Origin of the sequence: Dietzia alimentaria 72 (assembly GCF_000226215.1) — a bacterium.
Classification (GTDB): Bacteria; Actinomycetota; Actinomycetes; order Mycobacteriales; family Mycobacteriaceae; genus Dietzia; species Dietzia alimentaria.
Map to the genome: position 1 here is coordinate 56,088 of NZ_AGFF01000031.1, position 25,306 is coordinate 81,393.

Here is a 25,306-nt window from a genome sequence, read left to right on the forward strand (position 1 = left end):
GTGACGCCGGCCGCGCCCTCCCGCAACCGGACGCCACAGGACGCGGGCGGTGGACCGCACCGCGCTGATCCGGCACCATACGGGGATGACTCGACGAGACCGGACAGGCCGACGCGGACGCGGCGGCAACCGTCGCGGCGGCTGCGGCTGCTCGCTCTTCGTACTGTTGTTGCTGCTCGTGGGCCTCATTGTGGCCGCCGAGTTCGGGGCGCGCTGGTACCTATCCGACCGGGCCGAACGCGAGGCCTCCGCCCAGCTGGGCGCGCCCGTCTCCGTGGGCTTCGGCGCCAAGCCCATCCTGCTGGACCTCGTCACCGAGAGAGCCGTGGGCACCGTGCATCTGACCTCGCCTGGCAACGCGACCGTGCCGCATCTCGACGTGACCGGCCACGGCGTCCGACTGATCGACGGCGGGATCCGCGCCGACGCCGCCGAGGGCGTGGCCACCCTCACCAGTGAGCAACTCGCCGCGGCCGCCGCGGAGGGCAATCCCTCAACCGACTCACCCGTGGCCGGGCTGGCCGAGGTCCGCTCTGTCCGCCCGGATGCACCGGCGGGCCTGCTGCGGGCAGATATAGGTGGCATCGCCGAGATCGGGGTGGCCCCGGGTGTCACCAACGGACAGCTCACGCTGACGCCGCAACAGACCTCCCTACTGGGCTTTCCCCTGCCGGACGGGCTGTTCTCCGGGATCACCGCCACCGTCGACTCCACCGTCGCATCACTGCCCGACGGGGTGATGATCACCGACGCCCGCGTGGTCGATGACGGACTCGACGTGGACCTCGTGGGCCGCGACGTAATTCTGCGTTAAGCGCGCAGTTCGGCCCCGCGCAGCCCGGTCAGACCTGATGGTCAACTGGCTTCGGTACGCACAGCTCGGTGGGCTCGTCGCGTCCCCGCACCACCTCGGACCCCACTGACTCCCAACGCTCGCACTCGGCTTCGTTCGCCGCTCCCACCGCTATCCCGGAGGCCAGGACCAGACTGCTGCGGCCCTTGGCCAACTCGCATAGCCGCGCAGCCTCGTTCACAGCGTCGCCGATCACCGTGTACTCGAAGCGGTCGTCGGAGCCCACGTAGCCCGCCACCACGTCGCCGAACGAGGCACCGATGCCGGCGCGGCAGTCGGGAACCCGCACGGGCAATCGCTCCCCCAACACTCGTGCGCACGCCACGGATGCGGTTGCCGGGTCCACCATCGACCTGGGTTCCCCGAAGACCACAAGGGCCGCATCCCCGAGGAAGCTGTCTACGACGCCGTCATACTCCTCCACGGTCTCCACCACCACTGCGAAGAAACGGTTCAGCACGCCCACGACCTCCGACGCCTCGGAACGCACCGCCATTTCCGTCGAACCGATGAGGTCTACAAACACCACACCCACGCGCGAATCCCGACCACCGAGCTCCGGCTCATGCAGCTCAGCAGCCTCGGCGACATCCCGGCCAACGTGACGACCGAACAGATCCCGCAGCCGCTCCCGCTCCTGCAGACCAGCGGCCATCGTGTTGAACCCTCGCTGCAGTTCGCCGAGCTCGGTGCCGTCGTAGACCACCACGCGCCGCGCCAGACTGCCGGCCGTGACGTCCTCCATCGCCCACCGGACACTGCGCACCGGTCCGAGAACGGACCCCGTGGCGAGCGTGACTAGGAGAAATCCCGCCAGTAGCGAGGCGGCACCCAGAGACAGGGCGATGACGGCGAGGCGTTCAACGGTCATGGCTCGACCCGCTAACGCGTAGATCGACACGATGATCAGTCCCGCTATCGGCACCCCGCTGCCCACAGCCCACGCCACCTGGAGCCGCGTCATGGCGCCGAGAAATCGCGCCCGTGGAGCGTTTCCTGCGGAGAGGGCGAGCGCGGCGACCGGCCGCATACTGAAGTCGGCGAACAGGAAGGCGGCACCACAGACCACCATGCCCGCGAACACGACCGTGAACCCGACAGTCGGAACGGCCTCAGCATCCACCGTCCCGTACGCGGGTGTGACAACAGCGGCGCCCAGCAGCCACAGGAGCGCTTGGATCACGGTGATCCGGGCCGGCAACCGCAGTGTTCGTACCCGTTCACAGTCTGAGGGCTCTCGCCCGTCGCGGAACCAGCGCACGCGGCGGCGAAAGACGCGGTACACCCAGACAGCGCCCAGAATCGTCGCCAATGAGACGTAGACGGGCACCACGACCCAGGTGGGGACCAAGAACTCCCTCGACAGGAGTCGGGGTCCCGGCAAGACGAACAGGATCAGAGCACCGGACACCGCGACGCCGACGACATTAGAGCCGATCAGCGTGAGAACAAGCAGTATTCGCACGCGCAGTGTCCGCACCCGAGTCGACTGCTTCTCACTACCGAGCAGCACCGACCCGAGGTCGGGCCGGCGGAGCCTAGCAAGGTCGAAACGCACTCGCTTATCGTGTCACCGACTGTGCTCAAAGGTGATGCCCTCGTCACACCTGGGACGGAAAATGCGGTGGCGACTGTCTCGCAGCGTAGGGTAAGGGCAGTCGGCCCGCACCACGCTTGCCTCGGGCCGAGCGGTTGTCGACCTCCCCGTGGTCGCGCACCGGGCGCATTGCCTCAAAACTGCGATGCGACACCCCGCGAGCGCGCCGGGCAAGACGCCCCCATCTATGTACGGAGCCATCTCCTTGTCACGTTCTTTCGCCGATCTCGGCGTTTCCTCTTCACTGCTCGCCGTCCTCAAAGACGCTGGCATCGTCACACCCACACCCATCCAGTCCGCCGCGCTGCCTGACGCAATGTCCGGGCGCGACGTGCTGGGTCGCGGCCGCACCGGCTCGGGGAAGACCTACGCGTTCTGCATCCCGCTGGTGGCCCGACTGACCGCCAGCGGTGGTCGACGCGCGAAGGGTGCCCCGCGAGGGCTCATCCTCGCCCCGACCCGCGAGCTGGCCCGTCAGATCAACGAGACCCTGGCCCCGCTCGCAGCGGCCGAGGGCATGCGCACCACTGTCATCTTTGGCGGTGTCTCCCAGGGCCGCCAGGTCGAGGCGCTGAACAAGGGCGTCGACATCGTGGTGGCCTGCCCCGGCCGCCTCGAGGACCTCATGGGTCAGAAGCACTGCCGACTCGACTCCATCGAGATCAGCGTCCTCGACGAGGCCGATCACATGGCAGACCTGGGCTTTCTACCCGGTGTCACCCGCATCCTGTCGGCGACACCCAAGAACACGCAGCGGCTGCTGTTCTCGGCGACCCTCGACCAGGGTGTCGGCAAGATCGTCGACCGCTTCCTCGTGAACCCGGTCGAGCATTCCGTCGACGACGGCTCCGCCACTCCCGGTGCCACCGCCCACCACGTGGTGCGCGTCCACTCCGACGACCGCGTCCGCGCGCTCGCCGACCTGGCCGGCGCCCACGAGCGGACCGTCATGTTCACCCGCACCAAGCACGGTGCAAAGCGACTCGCCAAGCAGCTCACCGGCCGCGGGGTCTCCAGCGTCGACCTGCACGGCAATCTGTCGCAGAACGCCCGCGTGCGTAACCTCGACGCGTTCTCCTCCGGCAACGCGAGCGTCATGGTGGCCACTGACATCGCCGCCCGCGGCATTCACGTGGACGACATTGGGTTGGTCATCCACGCCGATCCGCCGGCCGAGCACAAGGCCTACGTGCACCGCTCGGGCCGCACCGCCCGCGCCGGAGCCGTGGGCACCGTTGTGACCGTGGCGACCCAGGACCAGGTCGGCGAAGTCCGTTCGCTGCTTCGTGCCGCCGGCGTGACGGCCGGTGAGATCAATCTGCCCGTGGGCGGTGACGCCGCAGCCGCACTCGCCGACGCACCCGAGCCACCCGAGCACATGCCTACAGACGATCCCGCCGTGGGCGAGTCGATCCGTGGTCAGGCCCGTCGCAACCGTGGCCAGAGCCGTCAGGGCCAGAACCAGCAGCGTGGCACTCGCTCCGGCGGACGCGACCAGGGCGGGCGCGACGAGGGCTCCCGCCGGGGTGCCGGTCAGGGCTCCGAGCGAGGCACAGGACGTGGCGCTACCGACGGACGACAGGGCCGAGACGGCTCCGACCGCAATGGCGCAGCACGAGGCGGCGCCGAGCGCGGTGGCCGTGACCAGCAGGGCACAGGATCGGGCGGTGCTCGTCGTGGCCCGCGTCGCCCCCAGAGCGGCAGCGCCCAGGGCGGTAGCGCCCAGAGCGGCGGCACTCAGGGCGGCAGCGCCCAGGGCGGTTCGCGTCAGGGCGCAGGCCGCCAGGGTTCCGGAAATCAGACCTCGGGCGGTCAGCGCTCCGGTGGTCAGCGCTCCGGTGCGCACCAGTCGGTCGGCAACAGCGCAGCCCAGGGACAGGGCGGCCAGCGTCGTCGTTCGGCTCGCGCGGCGGGTTGAGTCGCGCAGTTCGACCGCACGTATCTACCGCTCAGAACAGCGTGAACTAACTCTGTGAGCGCTCACTGCCCCTCGGATGTCGGAATGCACTTTTGAAACAGGTGAATCTCGACATCTGAGGGGCAGTTTTCGTGGCGGGCCGGGGCGAGTTGCACGGTTGGGAGCCAGACCAGCGACTGCGCGAGCCACCGAATCCGCGACGCCCGTCCACGTGAGCCATGCACCCGCGACACCTATCGGATTGCGAGGGACCTACGGGATCCCATGGGTGTATTGCAATCGGATGGGTGTCGCGGGAAGAACAGGGCCCGCCACCACAGAATCAGCGGCCACGCCGGGCAAGCGACGCCGAGCGCGACAGCCTGACAGGCCCCGTCAGCCGGTTGAGCGACGCCCTGCCGCCCGGCCGCTCTCAGCCGAAGACTGTGATGCTTTGCCGGCTGATCGCCACGAGCTCGCCGTCCGGACGCCAGAGCAACGCGTGCGTGTGCGCGTAGCCGTCGCGGGCCGAGTCGGTGACAGCCGAGTAGGCGAGCTTTGTGTTGCCCGGGGTCGTTTCAGGGTTGACCTCCGCGATCACCTCGAGCGTCCAGGTGAGGCTGCTGCCCGGAGCGAATCCGTCAAGCATCTGGATGGGAGCCGGGGGCCACGCGTCAGCCAACACGGCCAGGTGCTCTTCCTGGAACCGCTCAGGGGACTCACGCAACGACGCCCAGCCCGACAGGTCGCCACTCTCGGCGCCACTGAACGGCAGCTGTCCGCCGACCTGCCGCAGTTCGGCAAACTGGTAGAACTCGGGCGTCAGCTTCTCGATGTAGGGGAACGGCTCGATCTCGTCGGGATCACCCAGGTCTGGCATGGCCTGCGAGGGCGCGACCGACAGCGCTGACTCACGGTGTTTACCGAAGGCAGCGAGCGCGGTGGCAACGTATTCGCCCCCCTGCCGCATCGTGGCCTGGCACTGCGTGACGTTGGATCCGATGCGCAGGATCTCGGCGTCGATCTGGACCGGGCCGGTGGCTGCGGGTCCGACGAACGAGACGGTGAGCGCCCGCAGCGGAGGCACCGTGTTCGGCCTTCCGGTGTCCGCCGCGATCGCGCGGATGCGGCCCTTCATGGCTGCCAGCAACAGTGCCCCGGTGAGACCACCGTAGATGGCTCTGCCCTGGGTCCAGCCCTGATCTACCTCGACGGTCCCGCCCTTCTCGGCGGCTTCCAACATGCTTGCCAGCGACATGCCGACGAGTCTGGCATAGAGCCTGCGCGTCGAAGGCCCCGGCTCACGACTGGCACTGCGTGGTCAGCGGCACCGGCGCACCCCAGGGCTGCTGACGCTGCAGTATCGGGGGAGTGGCCAGCTCAGAGAACCTGCGGGGTGCGCCTCTTGCGAGCCTTTGCCAGCGCGGTGGCCAGTCCGCCGACTCGGGGTCCTCGGGCGAACATCTTCTCGCTGCGGGTCTCGGGGGCGTCGTCGGCGGTGCGGCGCAGCCAGCGGTCCGGCAGCGAGAGCCGGGCGATGGTGCGCCATGACTGAAAGTATTGCTTCCACAACGGGCCGGAGACATACGGGAGGTCGTAGCGGGTGCAGATCTCGCGAACCTTCAGGGAGATCTCCGAGTACCGATTGGACGGCAGGTCGGGGAACATGTGGTGCTCGATCTGGAACGACAGGTTGCCGGACATGAGGTTCACGATGGGGCCGCCGTCGATATTGGCGCTACCGAGCATCTGCCGGAGGTACCACTCGGCCTGCGTCTCGGTTTCCACATCTGTAGTAGTGAACTTCTCAGCACCGTCCGGAAAGTGCCCGCAGAAGATCACGGCGTTGGTCCAGATGTTCCGGATGATGTTGGCAGTGAAGGTGGCCGTGAGCGCCTGGCGTCCGCTCGGGCCCGCGAGCACCGGGAAGAGCACATAGTCTTTCAAGACCTGCTTGCCCGCCTTCCGGAGGAACGCCTGCGCGGTTCGCTTGTCGGCGGGGGACGCACCTGAACCGGGGAACGCGTCCTGGAAGCGGACGCCCTGCAGACCGATCCCCCATTCGAAGCCGAGCATGAGCACCGTGTTGACGAGGACGTTCGCGGCGTATTTAGGCTCCCACGGCACGTCGCGGGTCACGCGCAGGACTCCGAACCCGACGTCGTCGTCCATCCCGACGATGTTGGTGTACTTGTGGTGCAGGTAGTTGTGGGTGTACTTCCAGTCCGCAGAGCTGCCGACCAGGTCCCACTCCCAGGTCGTGGAGTGAATTTCGGGATCGTTCATCCAGTCCCACTGCCCGTGCAGGACGTTGTGGCCGATCTCCATATTCTCGAGAATCTTGGCCACGGCCAGGGTTCCGGCGCCGACCGTCCACACCGTGCGGTTGCGCGCGCCGAAGTACAGCAGCGCGCGGGCGCCGAACTCGAGTCCACGCTGCAGCTTGATGATGTTGTGGATGTAGCGGTAGTCGCGCTCACCCCGGGAGTCGACGATATCTGCCCGGATCGCGTCGAGTTCCCGACCGAGCTCGTCGATCTGGTCGGGGGTGAGGTGGGCGTATTCGCCGACATCGGAGATAGCCATATGTTCAGCCTAGGCTTGTCAGAGTGGTCACGGCCATGCCTAGCGCACCTGGGACCGTGTTTTGGTGACCACACTCACGAGATTCGACCCGCATTAGTTGCTCCACGCGCGCCGCAGCACATCGAGTGTTCCGTGGATCCGCTCCTGGGTGGAGCCGATGGGCGCGATCATCAGCTCATCCGCACCGGCCCGCTGGGCGAAAGCGGTGAGGTACCCGCGGACCGCGGGCCCGTCGCCGACGGCCGTGTTGGAGATCATGTGCAGAATCTGGCGACCGCCCGCCGAGTCCATGATCGCGTCGAGTTCGGTGTCGGAGAAGTCCCGACCGCGTCCGGCCATGAGCTTGATGCGCTGACGTCGGTACCACTGCAGATCACTTTCCGCGCTCGCCACGTCGTCGTCGGCCACTACGTTCACCGCGGCGATCATGTACGGCTCGGATAGTTGCTCGCTGGGCGTGAAACGTTCGCGGTACACGGCGGAGGCCTGCTCGAGCGCATCGGGCGCGAAGTGTGAGGCAAAAGCGTAGGGAAGGCCGTAGGCGGCGGCGAGCTGCGCACCGAACAGCGACGATCCGAGGATGTACAGCGGCACCTTGGTCCCGCGACCGGGCACGGCCACGATCCCGCGGGTGCGGGCCGTGTCGGTGGGCGAGTCGCCGAGGAATGCCTGCAGCTCGCGCACGTCGTCGGGGAATTTCTCGGCGGCGGACGGCTCGCGGCGCAGGGCGCGCAGGGTCTGCGGGTCGGTGCCGGGGGCGCGGCCCAGGCCCAGGTCGATGCGGCCGGGGTGAAGCTCGGCGAGGGTGCCGAACTGTTCGGCGATCACGATGGGCGAGTGGTTGGGCAGCATCACGCCGCCGGAGCCGAGTCGAATGGTCGAGGTCTGCGACGCGATGTGCGCCATGAGCACGGCCGGCGCGGACGAGGCGATGGCGGGCATGTTGTGGTGCTCGGAGTACCAGACCCGCTCGTAACCCAGCGCTTCCGCCTTCTGCGCCAGTGCGACTGATTCCTGCAACCCCTCCCCCACGCTCTGCCCGGGGCGGACGGTGGCGAAGTCGATGACGGACAGCGGGAGAGGGGAAGTTGCCATACCAGGTCCAACCCCGGTGTCGCGGGCCCTATTCCAACGCTCGGGGGCCCGGGGGCGGCACACTGGGGGTATGTCCGATTCCACGTTTTCCGGTCTCCCCGCAGGTCCCATCGATATCGCCCGCCTGGTTTCCGCGTTGCGCGAGTCCTCCCCGCTTGTGCACTGTCTGACCAATTCGGTGGTGCGGCAGGTGACGGCCGATGTTCTCCTCGCAGCCGGTGCTGCGCCCGCGATGGTGGATCACCCGGAGGAGGCCTCCGACTTCGCCGTGATCGCCTCGGGCGTGCTGATCAATGTGGGCAATCCGACGTCTGAGCAGGTCGAGGGCATGCAGGGTGCCATCGCCTCGGCGCGCGAGCACGGAACACCGTGGGTGTTGGATCCGGTGGCGGTGGGGGGTCTGACTCTGCGCACCGGCCTGGCAACGCAGTGGCTTGATCAGGGTCCCGCGGCGATCCGGGCCAACGCCTCGGAGATCGTGGCACTGGCCGGTGCCGGCGAAGGCGGGCGCGGGGTCGACTCCACGGCGACCGTTCCGCAGGCGCTGATCCCCGCCATGGAGCTGTCCGGTCGCACCGGCGGGACGGTGGCGATCTCGGGCAGGCGGGATTTGATCATCACGCAGTCCGCGTCGGTGACGCGTGCGACCTGGATCGATTCCGGGCACCCGCTGCTGCAGAAGGTCATCGGCACGGGGTGCGCGCTCGGAGCGTTGACGGCGGCGTATATCGCGGTGGCGCGTTCGGTGGGTCTGCCCGACCATGACGCGGTGGTAGCCGCGCACGCGCACGTGGGGGCGGCGGGCGAGGCGGCCGGCCGCGTAGCGATGGGGCCGGGGTCCTTCGCCATGGCGTGGCTGGATGCCCTGTACTCGTTGGAGCCGGCGCAGATCGCACAGCTCGCCCACCTCACCGTGGCCGACACCGAGTGAGCCACTCCGCCCGTACAGCGCGCGCCGCGGGCGTGGACTGGCGCCTGTACCTGGTCACTGATCCCTATCTCGGCGGCGGGCGAGGCGCGGTGCCGGAGGTCGTCCACCAGGCGGTACTGGGCGGTGTGGGCGTGGTCCAGGTGAGGGACAAAGAGTGCGACGACGACAAGTTCGCGGCCCACGCCCTGGCCATCCGCGAGGCGGTCGAGAGGGCCGGTGCCACGACCGGCCGTGACGTCCCGGTGTTCGTCAACGATCGGTTGGACGTCGCGCGCGAACTCGGCCTGCATCTGCATGTCGGGCAGCGGGACGTACCACTGGCGCACGCCCGCGCGGCACTGCCGGATCATCTGATGCTCGGGCTGTCGATCGAATCGGACGAGCAGGTGGCGGTGGCTTTAGCGGATCCGACCATGGCTCCCGACGTGATCGGGGTGAGCCCGGTGTGGTCCACGGCAACCAAGACCGACACGGCGCCCGCACTCGGTCCGGAGGGCGCCGACAGGATCGCGCGCGCCGCGCATTTGGGCCGCGTTCGTGCGGTGGGCATCGGAGGGATCGGTCCGGGCACCGTCGCCCGGCTCGCGACGACCGAACTGGACGGCGTCTGCGTGGTTTCAGCGATCATGGCGTCTCCGGACCCGCGGTCGGTGGCCACGGACCTGCTCTCGCGCTGGGAGGCCGCCCGGTCGCAGCCGCTCGATTCGGCTTCATACCAGCGAGAAGACCCGTAGTTTCAACTGTATGCAGAGAAGAATTCCGCTCGAGATCACGATGATCGAGTTCCCCAGCACGTCCATGTCCGCGACGTCGGAATTCCTTTCGACGGTGTGCGGGTGGGAGCCCACCGTGTACGGGCACTCCTTCACCAACCTCTCCGGCGGTGGCATCGACGTGGGAGTACAGGGAGATGCTGACGAGCAGTCGCCTGCGCCGCTGATGACGATCCGGGTCCGCCAACTCGACGAGGCCCGGAAGCAGGTCGAGGCCGCGGGCGGCGTCACGACGTTCGGCCCGTTCGACTTCCCCGGTGGCCGGCGCTTCCACTTCCGCGAACCCGGCGGCAACGAGATGGCCATGTGGGAGGCCGTGCCGCTGCCCGATCCGCCGGCGGACTAGGCCCCCGGCCCCGGAGAAGCTGACGGAACCTATGCCCACTGTCCACCAGCCCAGACCGCGCCTGGAGCTCCTGGGCGCCGTACAGGCCACCCTCGACGGGGATCCGCTTCCTGTCCGCGGCCACAAGCAGCAGGTACTGCTGAGCCGACTGGCCCTGGCCGGAGGCAAGCCGGTCACGGTGGACACGCTCATCGACGACCTGTGGGAGCAGTCCCCTCCGGCCGATGCCGTGAGCGCCCTACAGGTGCACGTCTCGCGGCTCCGCAGTGCGCTGTCGGTGGAGATCGAGCTGGTCAACGGCTCCGCCTACCGACTCGCGAGCAACCAGGTCCGCACTGACGTGCAGGAGTTCATCACCCTCTGCGAACAGGCGCGCGCCAGAGCCGAGGCTGGTGAGGCTTCGGCGGCGGTACGTGGATTCGAGCAGGCTTTCCGGCTCTGGCGGGGACCTGCACTGGGGGAACTGAGCCGCGACAACGCCCTGCGTGCCGCCTCGCTGCGCCTGAACGAGGGGCGCGAGCGGGCGATCGACGACTGGGTCGCGGTCTGCCTGGATGCCGGTCGGGCAGAGGAGGTGGTGGACGAACTGCGGTCCACGCTCGACCGCGACCCGCTCCAGGAACATCGGTGGAGGCAGTTCATCCTCGCGCTCCACCGGTGTGGGCGTCATGGTGACGCGCTGGATGCGCACCGGAGAGCCCGCGAGGTGTTCATCGAGGAGCTCGGGGTGGAGCCATCGCGGATGCTCAGCGACGTGCACGCGGAACTCCGGCGGCTCGATGCCGCCGACCTGAACAGCACGGATCTCGACAGCACCGCCGTTTCCCCCGCCGAGCCGCATCCCGTGGCGCGGGAGCCCGCCGACCTCGCCGTGTCCGGGCTGGTCGGCCGTCGCGATGAGTTCGCGATCCTCGCCGAAGCCTGGCGCGACGCCCACCACGGACTCCACCTGGTGACGATCAGTGGGGAGGCCGGCGTGGGCAAGAGTCGGCTGGCCAGCGAGTTCGCCGCAAGGGCCTCAGCCGCGGGCGGGACGGTCCTCACCGGGCGCTGCGATCCGGCCATCGGATCACCCTTCCAACCCTTCGCCCAGATCCTGGCCGCACACTTCGCCGAGGACGTGTCCCAGACCGACGCGGCTGCGCTCAACCCGCGACTGGTTCGGCACCTGCCCGGCCTGGCGCGCGTGGCGCCGGAACTGGTGAGCGTCTTTTCTCCAGTCACCCGCCACGCCACCTCCCCGCCGGCCGAGGACCGCGGCCACGGCGCCTACGAGTCGGTCGCGGCATGGCTGTCGGTGATCTCCGGGCCCGCGCCGGTACTGCTCGTGGTGGACGACCTGCACTGGGCCGACGCCGAGACCCTCCACCTGCTCCGTCACATCCTCCACAGTCCGCGACCGATCCGCGCTCTGCTCGTGGTTGCTCTGCGGGACCGCCAGGTCAGCAGCGCACCGATCGCAGATTCGATTGCTCACACCCTGTTCCCCGAGTTGCTCCGGCAGTCAGAGACAGTCAGTCACCTACCGCTGCGGCGGCTAAACCGAGACGAGACCGCGACTCTGCTCGCCCGCGAATCCGTTGATCGCGATCCGCCGCCCGGATCGGTCATCGAGCAGGTCCGGGCGGCCTCGGGTGGAAACCCGCTGTTCATCGTGGAATTGGCCCGACAGTGGCGCACGTCGCCGTCGCCGTCGTCCTCGTCGCCGCCGGGGACTGCGACGGTCACGCCGGGACTGCGGCACGTGATCGGGAGCCGGGTGGACGCCCTGCCGCGCCGCACACGCACGTTCCTGAGGTGGGCGTCCGTGGTGGGTGCGGAGTTCGACGTGGCGATCTTGACGGTACTCGCTCATCGCGCCGGTGGCGGGCCGGGAGGGTGGAGCGACGACGATACGGCGAACATCGAGGCGGAGATCGCCGTGACGACCGCCGACGCGGTCCACGCGCAACTGATCGAGCCGATCGGCGGCGTCGGCCGGTTCACCTTCAGCCACCAGATCGTCCGAACGACGCTATACGAGTCCCTACCTTTCGCCGAACGTTCCGCGCTGCACGGTCTGATCGCGGACACGCTCGAGAACACCCGCGTGCAGGACGCCCCCATGCAGCACCACGTGCTGGCGCACCACCTGCGCAGATCCGACCTGCCGGACGGGCAGACCAGAGCCGCCCGTCACCTACTGGCGGCCGGCCGGGACGCGCTGGAGCGGGGCGCGTCGACCAATGCGCTCCATCTGTTGCAGGATGCGCTGCAACTGCCGATCGAGGATCCCGAGTTGTGCTGCGACCTGCTCATCAACCTGGGCACGGCGCAGTCCCGGACAGGGCGGTCCGATCACCGCCAGACGCTTCTCGACGCTGCCGAGCTCGCCCACCGGCTGGCGGACCGGGACCGGGTCATCGCGGCGGTCCTCGCCAACAGTCGGGGCTGGTTCTCCGACGCGGCCACGATCGACCACGAGCGGGTAGCCGGCATCGAGACCGCGCTCGCGATGTGCGGCCCCACGGACTCGCCTGCCCGGGCACCGCTGCTGGCGGCCTGGGCCACGGAGAACACCCGCGACCCTGGCGTCCGCGCGGAGGTCCTGGCGGCCAGCGCAGAGTCGCTCCGGCTGGCCGAGGAACTAGGAGATCATTCCATCCTCGCCCTGTCTCTCGATCGTCGGTACACCGTGCTCTACGCCCTGTTCGAACAGCCCGCGGAGTGTCTGCGCCTGGCCGAACGCCTCATGGACCTGTCCCGCATCAGCGGCGACAAGGCGACGCGTCTCTCGGCCTCGATCTGCCTCGCGCAGGCCAGCATGCGCTTCGGCGGGTTCCACGTGGCCGACCGCTACCTCCAGCAGGCCGCCCAGCTCGCCGAGGTTCTCGAACGACCGGCGCACCGGTGGCTGGTGGCGGGGTGGCTGGCGTCGCGAACGGCAATGCGTGGGCAGGTCGACCGGGCCGAGGTGCTGATGCGCGAGAACCTGGAGCTCGGTCTGCAAAGCGATCAGGGAGACGCCCTCACCTGGTTCACCGGCCAGCTGTTCACAATCCGTCTGCTCCAGGGCCGGCTCCCGGAGATGTTGGACGACGTCACCGATCAGGTGGCCGCGGCCGCTGAGGCGATACCGGCATGGCGGGCCGCGATGGCTGTGGTGCTCGCAAACACGGGCGGCCGCCGTGACGCGGAAGCCGTACTCGAGGAGCTGGCAGTGGACTCGTTCGCCGCCCTGCCGCGGGACATCGTGTGGCTTAATGGCATGTCGTACCTGGCCATGGTGTGCGAGACGCTCAAACGGCCGGACATCGCCGAGAGCCTCTACAGGGCCCTCGCGCCGTACAGCGGGATGATGGCAACCAACGGCACCATCGACTCTGGGCCGGTAGACCTCCGACTCGGAGCGCTGGCACGAGTGACCGGGAATTCCACTCTGGCGCGCCAGCATCTCCGCTCCGCCGAATTGATGTGCCGCAGGATCGACGCGCGCGTCTGGGCTGATCAGGCGTCCCGCCTCATCGCTGCGCTCTGACATGCGCCCGCTCGAGCGTCGTTGCCGACCGGGTCACAGGCCGAGTTCACCGAAGAAGATCATCAGGCCGTAGAACATGTCGGCCATCGGTTCCATTGCGGTGCCGATCACCATTTCTATCGAGAGTGCGAGTGGGCCGGTCACGGGACCGAGCATTGAGGGATCCATCGGTATTCCCCTTTCTGATCTGTAACTCTGACGTTATGGGGTTAGCGGTGTAAGGCGGTTAGTTCGCGGTCACGCTGTCACCACCCCGTGCGCACTGTCGCCATCGCCTGACAGCACCGCCTGAGCAGGAACGCCTTCCCAGCGGGTGCGGTCCTCCAGGAAGCCGGTGCCGGCCCACGGAGCGGGCTCGATGTGCGAGTTCCACATGGCGTTCCTTTGGGCCATCACCACGAGCCACGCCACCGGGATCAGCCACAGCGCCAGCATCGCCGGTTCCGCGCCCAGCTTCTGGCCGATGCGGTACGCGGCCATCCCCGAGACCACGAAGAGGGCGATCGAGAACAGGAAGCCGATCCCCAGCCAGCTCAGCAGGATCAGGCCGCCGACGCAGTAGAGCACCAACCACGGGCTCAGGTCGCCGAGTTTCAGGAACACCATCATGTTGTAGCCGGGCACCCACGCACGCCAATGCCCGTCAACACCGGCCTTGTCGAACACCTTGGACATGAAGTACGCGGAAACCACGTACAGAACGATCGAAAAGATGAACGTGAATGCGAGAATTGCCAGATATCCGGCAAGCACTCCCCCGCCCACCATTGAGCCCGAGTTCATTTCTTTTTCCTGCCTTTCCTGCTCGTCGTGATGCTGTTTGGACAGATTCACCGTGGCAGGTGGCGCTTTCACAGCGCTTTCATGACGTTTCAGCAGCTCAGCGAGATTCGCTATAGCCGCGGCGACCGCGCGCTCCTACGCTGAGTCCATGACTGACCCCGATCGCCTGCTGCTCTCCGATGCGGAGCGGTTACTCGCTCTCACCGCGCTCGGGGATCACTATGCGGCGGGCCGGCTGGACGATCCGGAGTTCCATACCCGCTCCGGCGATGTTGCCGCGGCCCGCACTCTCGGCCAGCTCCACGGTTCGTTTGGCGACCTACCGGGCGGAACGCCACTGACCGCTGTCGACGGCATGATCGTGCAGTCGGCGACGGGCGGCGGTGGGGAGATGGTGATCTCGTCGTCGTCGTTTGGGTCGTTGGGATCGCAGGGCTCTGCGGCCGCGGTGGCGCGCGGCTCGGATGCAGACCTGGAGGATCTGCGCAAGCGCGGCAAGTTGGTCGAGACGTTGAGCGGTGTGGTGGTCGGGCTGACGCTGATCACCTTCCTGGTGCTGCAGGTCGTGGTGGGGTGGCAGTACGCGTGGATCGTGTGGCCGTCGCTCGCGTTGACACTGGGACTGCCGCGCCTGATCCTGCGCTACAGCGATTCTGACGAGAAGGCGTACAGCACGCTCAAGAAGGCCGAAGAGAAAGCTCGCGCGGACCGGCTCCGAGCCGCGACCAACCGGATCCGCGACCTGGGAGACGGTCGGGAACAGCGCGACTGACCGCCTCAGGTCTCCTCGAGTGCGACGCCCTTGCGCTCCGGGAGGGTGAAGGCCGCGACGGCGGCGACGACGAAGGCCGCCGCGAAGACGCCGAACACCATGGCCGAGCCGCCGCGCGCGAGCAGGAGCGGAACGAGCAACGGCGCGATGATGGACGCGATCCGACCGAATGCTGCCGCCGCGCCGGTGCCGGACCCGCGGGTGGCGGTGGGATAGAGCTCGGGGCCGATTGCGTACAGCGCGCCCCACGCACCGAGGTTGAAGAACGACAGGGCCATGCCGGCGGCGATGATCGTGGCCGGGGAGCCCGCCAGACCGAACAGTCCCGCAGAGACGGCCGAACCGACCAGGAACACGGCCAGAGTGAGGCGCCGTCCCCAGATCTCGATGAGCCAGGCGGCGACCGCATACCCGGGCAGCTGCGCCAGCGTGATGATGAGCGTGTAGCCGAACGACTTGACCAGATCGAAGCCCTGGGACACGAGCAGGCTGGGCAACCAGATGAAGGCGCCGTAGTAGGAGAAGTTGATGCCGAACCACACGATCCACAGGGCGCCCGTGCGGCGACGCAGCCGCGGCGACCAGATCGATTCGCGGGACTGCGCGGGAGCGGCCTGCGTGGCGGCCATCGTGTCGACGGGCTGCCTGGACGCGGTCTCGGCGGCCGGCGGTTCGATTCCCGCGGAGGCCTCGAATTCGCGGACGACCATCTCCGCCTCGTCCAGCCGCCCCTTGGATTCGAGGAAGCGCACCGACTCGGGTAAGCCGAACCGCACCACCAGGGCGTACGCGGCCGGAAGCAGTCCCACCGCCAGTGCCCAGCGCCAGCCGTCGTCGCTGAGCGGGATCACGAAGTAACCGATGAGCGCGGCCAGGAGCCAGCCCAATGCCCAGAAGCCCTCGAGGATCACCACCACGCGGCCGCGAATCTTGCGGGGCGCGAATTCGCTGACCAGCGTCGATGCCACCGGCAGTTCGGCGCCCAGGCCCAGTCCCACGATGAAGCGCAGGACGATGAGCATGGCCAGGCCTGTGGAGAGCGCGGCGGCACCCGTGGCCAGCCCGTAGATGAGAAGCGTCGCGGCAAAGACCTGGCGGCGACCGATCTTGTCGGCGAGCAGTCCGCCGAGCGCGGCGCCGATGGCCATGCCCACGAACCCGATGGAGCCGGTCCACGACAATTCGGTGGGCGTGAGCGACCAGTGCACCGCGAGCGCCGCCATGACAAACGAGATGAGGCCGACGTCCATGGCGTCGAGTGCCCAGCCGAGGCCCGAGCCCCAGAGCAGCTTGCCGTGTTTGCGGGTGAACGGCAGGCCGTCGAGGCGCTCCGTGCGAGTGGTCATGAGTCGAAACGCTACTCGCGCCCGTTTCCCCCAATGTCCCGGGCGAGGCTATGGTGCGGTGACTCCCCTCACACCCTGCCCTTGGAGGTCCTCGATGTCTGACCGCTATCCGCTCGCCGAACTCGCCGACCTGCCCGATGACCTCCGCGAGCGGATTCTTGCCGAGCAGGCCAAGGCCGGGTTCGTCCCCGAGGTTTTCCTGATGTTCGGTCGCCGCCCGGCCGAGTCCCGCGCGTTCTTCGCCTACCACGACGCCCTGATGGACCGCGAGGGCAACTTGACCAAGGCGGACAAGGAGATGATCGTGGTGACGATCTCCGGCCAGAACAATTGTCAGTTCTGCGTGGTGGCTCATGGCGCGATCCTGAGGATCGTCAAGAAGGACCCGTACATCGCCGACCAGCTTGCCGTGAATCACCACAAAGCCGACCTCACCCCGCGCGAGCGGGCAATCTGCCGCTTTGCGACCAAGGTCAATCTGCATTCAGATGAACTGGGTGACGCCGACTTCGAGGCGCTCCACGAGTACGGTCTCGACGACGAGGACGCGTGGGACATCGCCGCCATCACCGGGTTGTTCGGACTGAGCAACCGGTTGGCCAACGCCACCGATATGCGCCCGAACCCGGAGTTCTACCTCATGGGCCGGGCGCCTCGGCAGAAGTAGAGGACTACTCCACAACCCCGCAGGCGATGCGGCTACCGCCGTCGCCGGCACTGCGCGTGTCCTCGTCGGGCCCCTCGGGTGCGTAGCGCTCGGGGATGTTGGCGAGGTTGTCAGACTTTTCGTGGATCATCACGGCCGAGCCGTCCTCATCCATGAGGAGATCGCGGTCCACCCGGTCGTTGAGCGTGACAATTCGCGCATTTCCATCATCTGCGACGTACAGCGCCGGGAGATCGCCGGCGTGCTCGGGGTGGCCCGCTTCGCCGTCGTCACCCTTCAGGTGCCCGCCCGCGGAGAGGAACGCGCCGCGCTCACCCGGCTCGCCGGGCTTCTCGCTGTCCGGCTCGCATTGGCCCGTGGTGTGGATGTGCAGCCCGTGGAAGCCGGGTGGCAGCCCTGTGGCGTCCACGGTGATCAGGGTGCCGCCCTCTGTTTCGGCGAACTGCACAGTGCCTCGCGATTCGCCCTCCGCGTCGGCGAGGTCAGCCGAGGCGAACTGCTCACCCTGCGCGGCATCGTCTGCAGCCCCGTCCTGAGTTTCCGAAGTCACGGTTGTCGTGATGGTTTCTTGCTCGTTCGCACCACCCTCTGCGGCCGGTGACTCTTCACTCGTGCCACAGGATGCCGCCAAGAGCGCGGCGGCAGAGAGGGCAACGAAGGCTGAACTCCTCCGCGTGCGGCAAAAGCTTTTCGCGATCTGTGCAGTCATGGTGAGACCTCCTCGTCGGCGTGGTGCTCGACACGTTACCGCTACTTATTTGAGGTGCAACCGTGCGACATTTGCTGTCAAAACCAGGATGAGGCGCGAGCACCTATTCTGTCCGTAATCTCTATCGTGCTGCTCGGCCCCACCGCGATCAACATGATGGAGGCGTTCTCCTCAGTGCCCGCTCTTGTCACCGCGCTGATCGCGGCGCTCATCTGCGGTGGCGCCGCCACCGCACTCGGGCCGTGGGCGCGCCGGCTCGTCGAGTCGGACTCGCGGTGGCTGCGCAGTAGCCTGCACGTGCTACTCGCGGCGGCCGGCGGCGCTGGGGCCGCGGTACTGGCGACGAACTGGGCCGAACTCGCGACGTTCGCGGTGCTTGCGGTGGGCGTCGGGCTGTTGATCGTGATCGATCTGGCGGTCTTCCGTCTCCCCGACGTGATCGTCGGACCCCTCTACCCCGTGGTGTTCCTCGGTCTGGCCGCAGCCGCCGCCCTCACCAGCGAGTGGGGATCACTCGGCCGCGCCGCAACCGCGGCCGCCGCGCTGCTGGTCTTTTACTTCGTGTTGGCGCTGATCAACCCGTCAGGACTGGGGCTGGGCGACGTGAAACTCTCCGGCGTGCTGGGTGCGTTCCTGGGTTGGCTGGGCTGGCCCGCCGTGCTGGCCGGGACCCTGGCCGCGTTCGTCATCAACGCCGCCGTGGCCCTGGTACTGCTCGTCGCGGGGCGGGTGGGCGCCAAGAGCGGCATCGCCTTTGGCCCCGCCATGGTGTTCGGCGCGGTCGCCGGGGCCGCCTACTTCATGGTGCGCACCACCGGGCTCACCTGACCTGCCTGGCTGCGTGCTCAGCCAGGCAGTATCAGCGACCAGGGTTGACTTAACAACCCGAATGGCCGCCCCTGCTGTTCAACCCACCAGAACGTTGGCGAACACCTGCCACGCCAGCAGGCTCTTGGCGACCAGGCTGAGCACGATGTAGGTGCGCTCGCCGGTGAGGTAGTTCTGCCAGCGGCCCACCTGCTTGTACTGGAGCCACTGGTTGATGGCGAAGCTGTTGAAGAACACGAATAGCGACACGATGATGCCGTACACGAACCCGGGTGGGCCATCGCCGCCTTCGATGCCGACGTTGACGATGAGATAGGTCGCGGCGGCCAGCCACGGTCCGATGCCGGCGATGCAGCCGAACCAGAAGGGGGTCCACCAGGCACGCTCGCCGCGGTCGGACCGCTCGCCTTTGCCGTGCATGAGGCCGTTATTGGTCATCTCCATCAGCCACCCGAAGAGGATCATCGAGATGTTGGCGAAGCCCAGGCCGATCAGGGCGGCGATGTCCGAGATTCCAAGGATGAGGCTGATGAGGACAATCATCAGGGTGGAAGACAGGCTGTATTCCACCCAGCGGAAGCGGTTTCGCCCCCTGGATAACTCGCCTATATAGCGGTGGACGCCCCAGGGCGAGGCGATCAAGAAGTGAAAGAACGCGGACAGGAACAGGAAGGAGGCTGTGGCGATACCGAGGGGAACGTCAAAGACGAGGTTGGTGACGCCTTGCGACAGTGGTGTTCCCGGGGGGCCGTTCAGCGCGAAGCTGGAGACCGGGAGGGTGAAGTCGTTGCTGAGGGCCACCATGGCTGAGCCTGAAGCCAGATGCAGCACCCCCATAACCGCGTTGAAGATCCGGAGCCGTCTGGCGGCCCGGGGCGACACGGTAACGGAGGTGGTGTCCAGTTCCAGCGGAGAGGCACTCATGGGCGTCAGTGTTCCACCGTCTGAACAACCCGAGGTCGTTTTTCCTCAGTGCGAGTGTCCTGCCCCGTGGATCGCCCCGAGTACTGAAGGCGGTCGGCACGCACGCGGCAATCCGCGGGGGTCACGCGTCCGCGCGGAACCTGCGCAGCCGCAGACTGTTGGCCACCACGAACACCGAGGAGAACGCCATTGCGGCGCCCGCGATCATCGGATTGAGCAGCCCCGCAGCGGCCAACGGTAGCGCCGCCACGTTGTAGGCGAACGCCCAGAACAGGTTGCCGCGGATGGTGCCGAGCGTGCTGCGCGACAGCCGGATGGCATCGGCGGCCGAACGCAGATCACCGCGGACCAGCGTCAGGTCGGAGGCCTCGATCGCGGCATCTGTGCCGGTGCCGATCGCCAAGCCCAGGTCCGCGGTGGCCAGTGCGGCCGCGTCGTTGACGCCATCGCCGACCATCGCCACCACCCGGCCCTCCGCCTGCAGCCGACGTACGTGCTCCACCTTGTCGGCGGGCATGACGTCGGCGATCACCGTGTCCGGGCTGGGATCGATACCCACCTGCGCAGCGACGGAAGCCGCCACCTTGGCGTTGTCGCCGGTCAGCAGGATCGGCGTGAGACCCAACTCCCGGAAGCGTCGGATCGCCTCAGCGGAGGTCTCCTTGATCTGATCGGCCACCACTACAACTCCGCGGGCCTGACCGCCCCAGCCCACCGCGATCGCCGTCTGACCGCGGTCCGAGGCATCGTCCATGGCCTGCTGCAGCTCCACCGTCAGAGGCATGGACTGCTCGGCGAGTAGTGCGGGCCGTCCCACCACGACCAGGTTGTCGTCGTCATCAACCCGACCGGACACGCCCAGCCCCTCATGATTGCGGAAGTCGGCGACCGCCGGCAGCTCGCCGACCCGGTCACGCGCGCCGGCAGCGATAGCGCGTGCGATGGGATGCTCAGAGGCGTCCTCCACCGCGCCCGCGATGCGCAGCACGTGCGACACGTCCTCGCCGTCCGCGACAGAAATAGAGACCAGCGCATGCGTACCCGTGGTGACGGTTCCGGTCTTGTCCAGCACGATCGTGTCGACCTTGCGCGTGGACTCAAGCACTTCTGGGCCCTTGATGAGAATGCCCAGCTGCGCTCCGCGGCCGGTGCCCACCATGAGCGCCATCGGTGTGGCAAGCCCCAGTGCGCACGGGCAGGCGATGATCAGCACCGCCACCGCAGCCGTGAACGCCATCGACGCACCCGCGCCTGTGACCAGCCAGTACGCGAACGTCGCCATCGCCAGGACCAGTACGACGGGCACAAAGACGCCCGAGATGCGGTCGGCCAGACGCTGCGCCGCGGCCTTGCCGGACTGGGCGTCCTCGACCATCTGCGCCATCTGCGCGAGCTGGGTGTCCGAGCCGACGCTGGTGGCGCTGACTACCAGACGGCCGCTCGCGTTGACGGTGCCGCCCACCACGGCGTCGCCCTCGGAGACCTCTGAGGGCACGGACTCGCCGGTGACCATGGAGGTGTCGACGGCGGAGGCGCCGTCGACGATCTGGCCGTCGGTGGCGATCTTCTCGCCGGGGCGGACAACGAACTCGTCGCCGACCTGCAGATCCTCCACCGGGATGCGGGTCTCCACGCCGCCGCGGAGAACGGCGACGTCCTTGGCGCCCAGCTCGAGCAGTGACCGCAGCGCGGTGCCGGCCGTGCGCTTGGAGCGCGCCTCGAAGTAGCGTCCGAGCAGGATGAACGTGGTCACGCCGGCGGCGGCCTCGAGGTAGATGTCGCCCGCGCCGTCGCTCGGCGAGAGGCTGAACTCGAACCCATGCGTCATTCCGGGCATGCCCGCGTGACCGAAGAACAGTGCGTACAGCGACCACAGGAACGCCGCGGACGTGCCGAGCGAGACGAGCGTATCCATGGTGAACGCGCCGTGGCGCAGATTGATGGCCGCCGCGCGGTGGAACGGCCAGGCGCCCCACACGACCACCGGCGCGGCCAGCGTGAGCGAGAGCCACTGCCAATTGGTGAACTGCAGCGCCGGGATCATCGCCATAGCGATGACCGGGATCGACAGAACAGCGGAGATGATGACGCGCTCGCGCAGTTCGTCTACGCGGTCGGGGGCTGCGGAGTCATCAGGCACGTCGGCGGCGACGCCCGCCACGGCGCCGCCCCCGGCGGACCCGGAAGTACCGGACGATGCGCTGCGCGGACGCGGCAGTCGCGCCGAGTATCCGGCCTGCTCGACGGTGTCCAGCAGGAGCTGCGGCTGCAGGCCTTCGGGGATCTGCACGCGCGCCTTCTCCGTGGCGTAGTTGACCTCGGCCGTCACGTTTTCCAGCTTGTTGAGCTTGCGCTCGATCCGGTTGGCGCACGACGCGCAGGTCATGCCTTCGATCTGCAACTCGAGGACTGTGGGGGCGGAGTCCCCACTCGTACGTGCTGCACTCTCGCGTGCAGTGTCCTCGCTGAGAGTCATGTCACGCCTCATTCCTGGCCGGTGACGGTGTACCCGGCCTCGTCGACGGCCGCGCGGACGAGCGCGGGATCGATCTCCATGGGGGAGACGACGACGAGTCGGCCGGTCTCGGCCACCACATCGACGCTGGAGACACCGGGGATCTCGAGGACCTCTTCCTTGACAGAGGCGGCGCAGTGGCCGCAGGTCATTCCCGTAACGGTGTATGTGGCGGTGAAGTTGTCGAGCGCAGACATCATTTCTCCTCTGGATTCAGTAACTGGTGATCTGACTTCATGAACGGACGAGGCGGGCGATGGCCTCGTTGGCTTCCTTCAACTTGGCATCGGCCTCTGGCCCACCGTGTTCGATCGCACCCGCTACGCAGTGGCTCAGATGCTCCTCGAGCAGGCCCAACGAGACGGACTGCAGGGCGCGGGTCATGGCGGAGACCTGCGTGAGGATGTCGATGCAGTACTTGTCCTCTTCCACCATCCGCTGCAAGCCCCGGGCCTGCCCCTCGATGCGGCGAAGCCGCTTGAGGTGGTCTTCTTTATTGTGCGCGTACCCGTGCTCGGCCATGGGCCATACGTTACCCCCCTAGGGTATCGACGACAAGGGGCGCCGAGCACTGGAGCACAGCACACGAAAGGGCCGCCACCCGGAAGTCCCGGATGGCGGCCCAGACGACACGAGGGCGACTCAGTCGAAAGTACGCACCCGCCCCTCGGGCCGATCCGGCAGCAGGTACTCCGCCGACCTGGCCGCAATCACCGAACCGATGATCACCAACACGAACCCGAGCGCCGCCAGATAAGGCCCGTAACTCACCGATACGCCCTGGGGCATGCCGTCCAGCAACGGATCCGCAGCGTCGATCGAGCTGTACAGCATCCACACGAAGACCAGGTGCACGACCAGGACAACCGCGGCTGTCACGGCATTGAGGATCGCGAAAAGCCCCAGGCGCGAGACCAGCGTGACCACCGCGAGGAACGACAGCACGATCAGCCCTAAGAAGTTCACCGGCGTGACCGACCGGAGGTTCAGCACCTCGGGCACCATCAGGCCGCTGATCGATTGCCCATCGCCGGACAACCACGGCAACAGCAGGCTGAGCATCGCTATCGCGAGACCCACCAGCGCGAGCGGTCCGCCGATCCGACTCTGAAGAATGGAATCGGATCGTCGCCCGGCCCCGCCCTCAGGGTCTCGTGCCGGACGGTCGTCGACGGGCGCGGCATCAGGAGTTGATGCGGGATGAGCAGACATGGTGTCGACCTTCCGTGAGAGCCACACGGAATCATGTGGTGTAGATCACATTCTACGGCCTGTCGGGCCTGCCCCGCCACTGCGGAATCGAATGCGCTAGCACGAAGCGGACGCCGCTCCGGTCGCCCGCGACCCAACGAGCAGGTAGTACCCCACTAATTCGCGGCCACGACATACACTTCGCTCGATTAGTCACTCACACCACAGTCGTCCGGGGGGACAGTGCTTCTTCGTCGAACCACGATGCGCGCAGGCGTATTCGCGGCCGCAATCGCCACCATCGCTGCGAGTGCTTTCATAGCCCCCGCCGCACATGCACAGGGATCGTCCAACGACCCGGCACCGGCCTTCTACCAGCCGCCGGCCGAACTGCCCTCCGATGCCGGAGTGTTCATCAAGTCCGAGGCTTTCCCACTGGCCGCGGCCATTCCGCCGATCCCCGGCGCCGAGAATATCTCCAATGGTGCTGGCGCCCTCTCCACTGACGCACAGCGCATCATGTACACCTCCGTCGGCTCGCGCGGGCAGAAAGTCGCGGTCACCGGTGCCTACCTCCAGCCGCGGATCGCGTGGACCGGACCCGGCACACGCCCACTCGCCGTAGTGGCCCCCGGAACTCAGGGCCAGGGCGACCACTGTGCCCCGTCCAAGACTTTCCAGAACCTCGCCACCATCCGCACCGATCCGCCCGGTGTCGGATTTGGCTACGAGCTTCTCCAGGCCTACGCCCTGCTCGACCGGGGATACGCCGTGGCGATGACCGATTACGAGGGCTTGGGAACGCCCGGCCTCCACTCATATGTCGACCGCGAATCGCAGGCCCGCGCCGTTCTCGACATCGCCCGCGCCGCCTCGGCAGTGCCCGGCGCCGACGTCGGGGACACCCCGCGCACAGTGCTCACCGGCTACTCGCAGGGTGGTGGCGCAGTGGCCGCTGCAGCCGAACTGCAGCCCCAGTACGCGCCCGACGTGAACTTGGTCGGCACCGCCGCCGGCTCCCCGCCCGCCGATCTGCTCGCCACCCTGGAGCAGATCGATGGCACCGCGATCTCCGGCGTGATCGGATACGCGCTCAACAGCCTGCTCGATGCCAACCCGGAGATGGGCCCGCTGCTCGACCCGCACTTCAACGACCTCGGCCGGCAGATGCTGGCGACAACCTCTGATCAGTGCATCGCCGAGACCGCGCTGCAGTTCTTCCAACAACGCACCAACCAGTACACGAACACCGGGGAGTCGGCCGGCGCCATCGTGCGCAAGGATCCGCAGATCTACAAGTTCCTCGAGCAGCAGCGCATCGGGAAGCTCACGCCCACCTCACCGGTGCGGATCCTCTCACCGATCAACGACGACGTGGTGCCCGGCCCGCAGTCGCAGCAACTGGGCCGCGACTGGTGCGCTCAGGGAGCGGCCGTGGATATGGTCATCGACCCCACCCCGCCGATCGTTCCGGGCCTCGTGATCAATCACGCCGTCCCGATGATCAGCGGACTCCAGAGCACCGTCCAATACCTCGACGACCGCATCAACGGACTCCCCGCGCCCAGCAACTGCGGGACGTACTGACGGACACACCGGCTGTGCCTCACGGCCAGAGCGGCAAGGTCGGCCAGGTCGGCCAGGTCGGCCAGGTCGGCCAGGTCGGCCAGGTCGGCCAGGTCGGCAATTGAACGTTGGCCGACTCGCTGACGAATGGAATTGAACAAGGTACGCCCGACACGGGGCGGGACGTGAAGAGGCGTCCCGCCCCGTTCGCGTATTCGTGTCCAGTCTGGTGACAGTCCCGTCGGGCGGCAACCGTGTCAGGTGAGCGGGCATAGCGGCAGCGCGACCGTAGCCGGATACGCTGCCGGCTTGACCTACGCTGCTTCTGGGGACCTTTTTGCCAGCGCGACCCCTCTGTGTGCGGGCATTCCGCCAGCGCAGGTCAGAGGGGCAGCGCGACTCGAGCAGGA

Annotated in this window: 23 protein-coding genes; 10 read left to right on the forward strand and 13 right to left on the reverse strand. The window is 67.7% G+C overall.

The genetic code is table 11. The features are described from left to right. Positions 1–85: 85 nt before the first annotated feature. Positions 86–814: an LmeA family phospholipid-binding protein gene (locus ON04_RS15000; RefSeq protein ID WP_029458601.1), complete on the forward strand. Its 729-nt coding sequence runs from the start codon at positions 86–88 to the stop codon at positions 812–814. Positions 815–842: 28 nt separating this feature from the next. Here the strand turns inward: ON04_RS15000 and ON04_RS15005 are convergent, their stop codons facing one another. Further along, positions 843–2,411 carry an adenylate/guanylate cyclase domain-containing protein gene (locus ON04_RS15005; RefSeq protein WP_010542461.1) on the reverse strand — a complete coding sequence of 523 codons (1,569 nt, stop codon included), beginning with the start codon at positions 2,409–2,411 and terminating at the stop codon, positions 843–845. 226 nt (positions 2,412–2,637) lie between these two features. On the opposite strand from ON04_RS15005, the gene ON04_RS15010 reads away from it, so the two are divergent. Continuing rightward, positions 2,638–4,368, forward strand: coding sequence for a DEAD/DEAH box helicase (locus ON04_RS15010; protein WP_010542462.1), 1,731 nt, complete (start codon positions 2,638–2,640; stop codon positions 4,366–4,368). A gap of 412 nt (positions 4,369–4,780) precedes the next feature. On the opposite strand, the gene ON04_RS15015 is transcribed toward ON04_RS15010, so the two are convergent. From ON04_RS15015 to ON04_RS15025, 3 genes are all read right to left on the reverse strand, one after another. After that, positions 4,781–5,605 (reverse strand): thioesterase family protein, encoded by an 825-nt coding sequence (locus ON04_RS15015; protein ID WP_010542463.1) that lies wholly within the window; start codon positions 5,603–5,605, stop codon positions 4,781–4,783. Positions 5,606–5,727: 122 nt separating this feature from the next. Continuing rightward, the gene (locus ON04_RS15020; RefSeq protein WP_010542464.1) at positions 5,728–6,933 is read right to left on the reverse strand and encodes a fatty acid desaturase family protein; all 1,206 of its coding nucleotides are present in this window, start codon (positions 6,931–6,933) and stop codon (positions 5,728–5,730) included. 93 nt (positions 6,934–7,026) lie between these two features. Next, positions 7,027–8,028 (reverse strand): LLM class flavin-dependent oxidoreductase, encoded by a 1,002-nt coding sequence (locus ON04_RS15025; protein WP_010542465.1) that lies wholly within the window; start codon positions 8,026–8,028, stop codon positions 7,027–7,029. Between the two features lie 70 nt (positions 8,029–8,098). Between ON04_RS15025 and thiM the strand changes: the two genes are divergently transcribed. Genes thiM through ON04_RS15045 form a run of 4 tightly spaced genes read left to right on the forward strand, consistent with a single transcriptional unit; the run spans position 8,099 to position 13,595 of the window. Next, positions 8,099–8,959, forward strand: a complete 861-nt coding sequence (thiM, locus tag ON04_RS15030) for a hydroxyethylthiazole kinase (RefSeq protein ID WP_010542466.1) — start codon at positions 8,099–8,101, stop codon at positions 8,957–8,959. Further along, positions 8,956–9,693 carry a thiamine phosphate synthase gene (gene thiE / locus ON04_RS15035; protein WP_010542467.1) on the forward strand — a complete coding sequence of 246 codons (738 nt, stop codon included), beginning with the start codon at positions 8,956–8,958 and terminating at the stop codon, positions 9,691–9,693. The genes thiM and thiE overlap by 4 nt, the downstream gene beginning before the upstream one ends. Positions 9,694–9,703: 10 nt before the next feature. After that, positions 9,704–10,078 (forward strand): VOC family protein, encoded by a 375-nt coding sequence (locus ON04_RS15040; RefSeq protein WP_010542468.1) that lies wholly within the window; start codon positions 9,704–9,706, stop codon positions 10,076–10,078. A gap of 31 nt (positions 10,079–10,109) precedes the next feature. Beyond that, positions 10,110–13,595: an ATP-binding protein gene (locus ON04_RS15045; protein WP_010542469.1), complete on the forward strand. Its 3,486-nt coding sequence runs from the start codon at positions 10,110–10,112 to the stop codon at positions 13,593–13,595. Positions 13,596–13,628: 33 nt separating this feature from the next. On the opposite strand, the gene ON04_RS17245 is transcribed toward ON04_RS15045, so the two are convergent. After that, a complete protein-coding gene (locus tag ON04_RS17245) occupies positions 13,629–13,763 on the reverse strand; it encodes a hypothetical protein (RefSeq protein WP_274376965.1) in 135 nt (44 codons plus the stop codon). Positions 13,764–13,832: 69 nt separating this feature from the next. Then, a complete protein-coding gene (locus ON04_RS15050; protein ID WP_010542470.1) occupies positions 13,833–14,378 on the reverse strand; it encodes a hypothetical protein in 546 nt (181 codons plus the stop codon). Between the two features lie 148 nt (positions 14,379–14,526). Here ON04_RS15050 and ON04_RS15055 point away from each other — a divergent pair, with 148 nt between their 5' ends. Continuing rightward, positions 14,527–15,150 (forward strand): DUF1707 SHOCT-like domain-containing protein, encoded by a 624-nt coding sequence (locus ON04_RS15055; protein WP_010542471.1) that lies wholly within the window; start codon positions 14,527–14,529, stop codon positions 15,148–15,150. A 5-nt stretch (positions 15,151–15,155) separates the two neighbouring features. On the opposite strand, the gene ON04_RS15060 is transcribed toward ON04_RS15055, so the two are convergent. Then, positions 15,156–16,496, reverse strand: coding sequence for an MFS transporter (locus tag ON04_RS15060; protein ID WP_010542472.1), 1,341 nt, complete (start codon positions 16,494–16,496; stop codon positions 15,156–15,158). Between the two features lie 94 nt (positions 16,497–16,590). Between ON04_RS15060 and ON04_RS15065 the strand changes: the two genes are divergently transcribed. Continuing rightward, positions 16,591–17,163 (forward strand): peroxidase-related enzyme, encoded by a 573-nt coding sequence (locus ON04_RS15065; RefSeq protein WP_010542473.1) that lies wholly within the window; start codon positions 16,591–16,593, stop codon positions 17,161–17,163. 4 nt (positions 17,164–17,167) lie between these two features. Here the strand turns inward: ON04_RS15065 and ON04_RS15070 are convergent, their stop codons facing one another. After that, the gene (locus ON04_RS15070; RefSeq protein WP_010542474.1) at positions 17,168–17,713 is read right to left on the reverse strand and encodes a superoxide dismutase family protein; all 546 of its coding nucleotides are present in this window, start codon (positions 17,711–17,713) and stop codon (positions 17,168–17,170) included. Between the two features lie 285 nt (positions 17,714–17,998). On the opposite strand from ON04_RS15070, the gene ON04_RS15075 reads away from it, so the two are divergent. Beyond that, positions 17,999–18,700 carry a prepilin peptidase gene (locus ON04_RS15075; RefSeq protein ID WP_010542475.1) on the forward strand — a complete coding sequence of 234 codons (702 nt, stop codon included), beginning with the start codon at positions 17,999–18,001 and terminating at the stop codon, positions 18,698–18,700. 78 nt (positions 18,701–18,778) lie between these two features. Here the strand turns inward: ON04_RS15075 and heR are convergent, their stop codons facing one another. From heR to ON04_RS15100, 5 genes are all read right to left on the reverse strand, one after another. After that, positions 18,779–19,624 carry a heliorhodopsin HeR gene (gene heR / locus ON04_RS15080; RefSeq protein WP_010542476.1) on the reverse strand — a complete coding sequence of 282 codons (846 nt, stop codon included), beginning with the start codon at positions 19,622–19,624 and terminating at the stop codon, positions 18,779–18,781. Between the two features lie 121 nt (positions 19,625–19,745). After that, positions 19,746–22,010, reverse strand: coding sequence for a heavy metal translocating P-type ATPase (locus tag ON04_RS15085; protein WP_238529346.1), 2,265 nt, complete (start codon positions 22,008–22,010; stop codon positions 19,746–19,748). A gap of 98 nt (positions 22,011–22,108) precedes the next feature. Further along, a complete protein-coding gene (locus tag ON04_RS15090; RefSeq protein WP_010542478.1) occupies positions 22,109–22,339 on the reverse strand; it encodes a heavy-metal-associated domain-containing protein in 231 nt (76 codons plus the stop codon). A gap of 34 nt (positions 22,340–22,373) precedes the next feature. Then, entirely contained in the window at positions 22,374–22,661 is a 288-nt protein-coding gene (locus ON04_RS15095) for a metal-sensitive transcriptional regulator (RefSeq protein ID WP_010542479.1), read from the reverse strand. Between the two features lie 120 nt (positions 22,662–22,781). Then, positions 22,782–23,351, reverse strand: coding sequence for a hypothetical protein (locus ON04_RS15100; protein ID WP_010542480.1), 570 nt, complete (start codon positions 23,349–23,351; stop codon positions 22,782–22,784). 243 nt (positions 23,352–23,594) lie between these two features. On the opposite strand from ON04_RS15100, the gene ON04_RS15105 reads away from it, so the two are divergent. Next, positions 23,595–24,917: a lipase family protein gene (locus ON04_RS15105; RefSeq protein ID WP_029458610.1), complete on the forward strand. Its 1,323-nt coding sequence runs from the start codon at positions 23,595–23,597 to the stop codon at positions 24,915–24,917. The last annotated feature ends 389 nt before the right edge of the window (positions 24,918–25,306 follow it).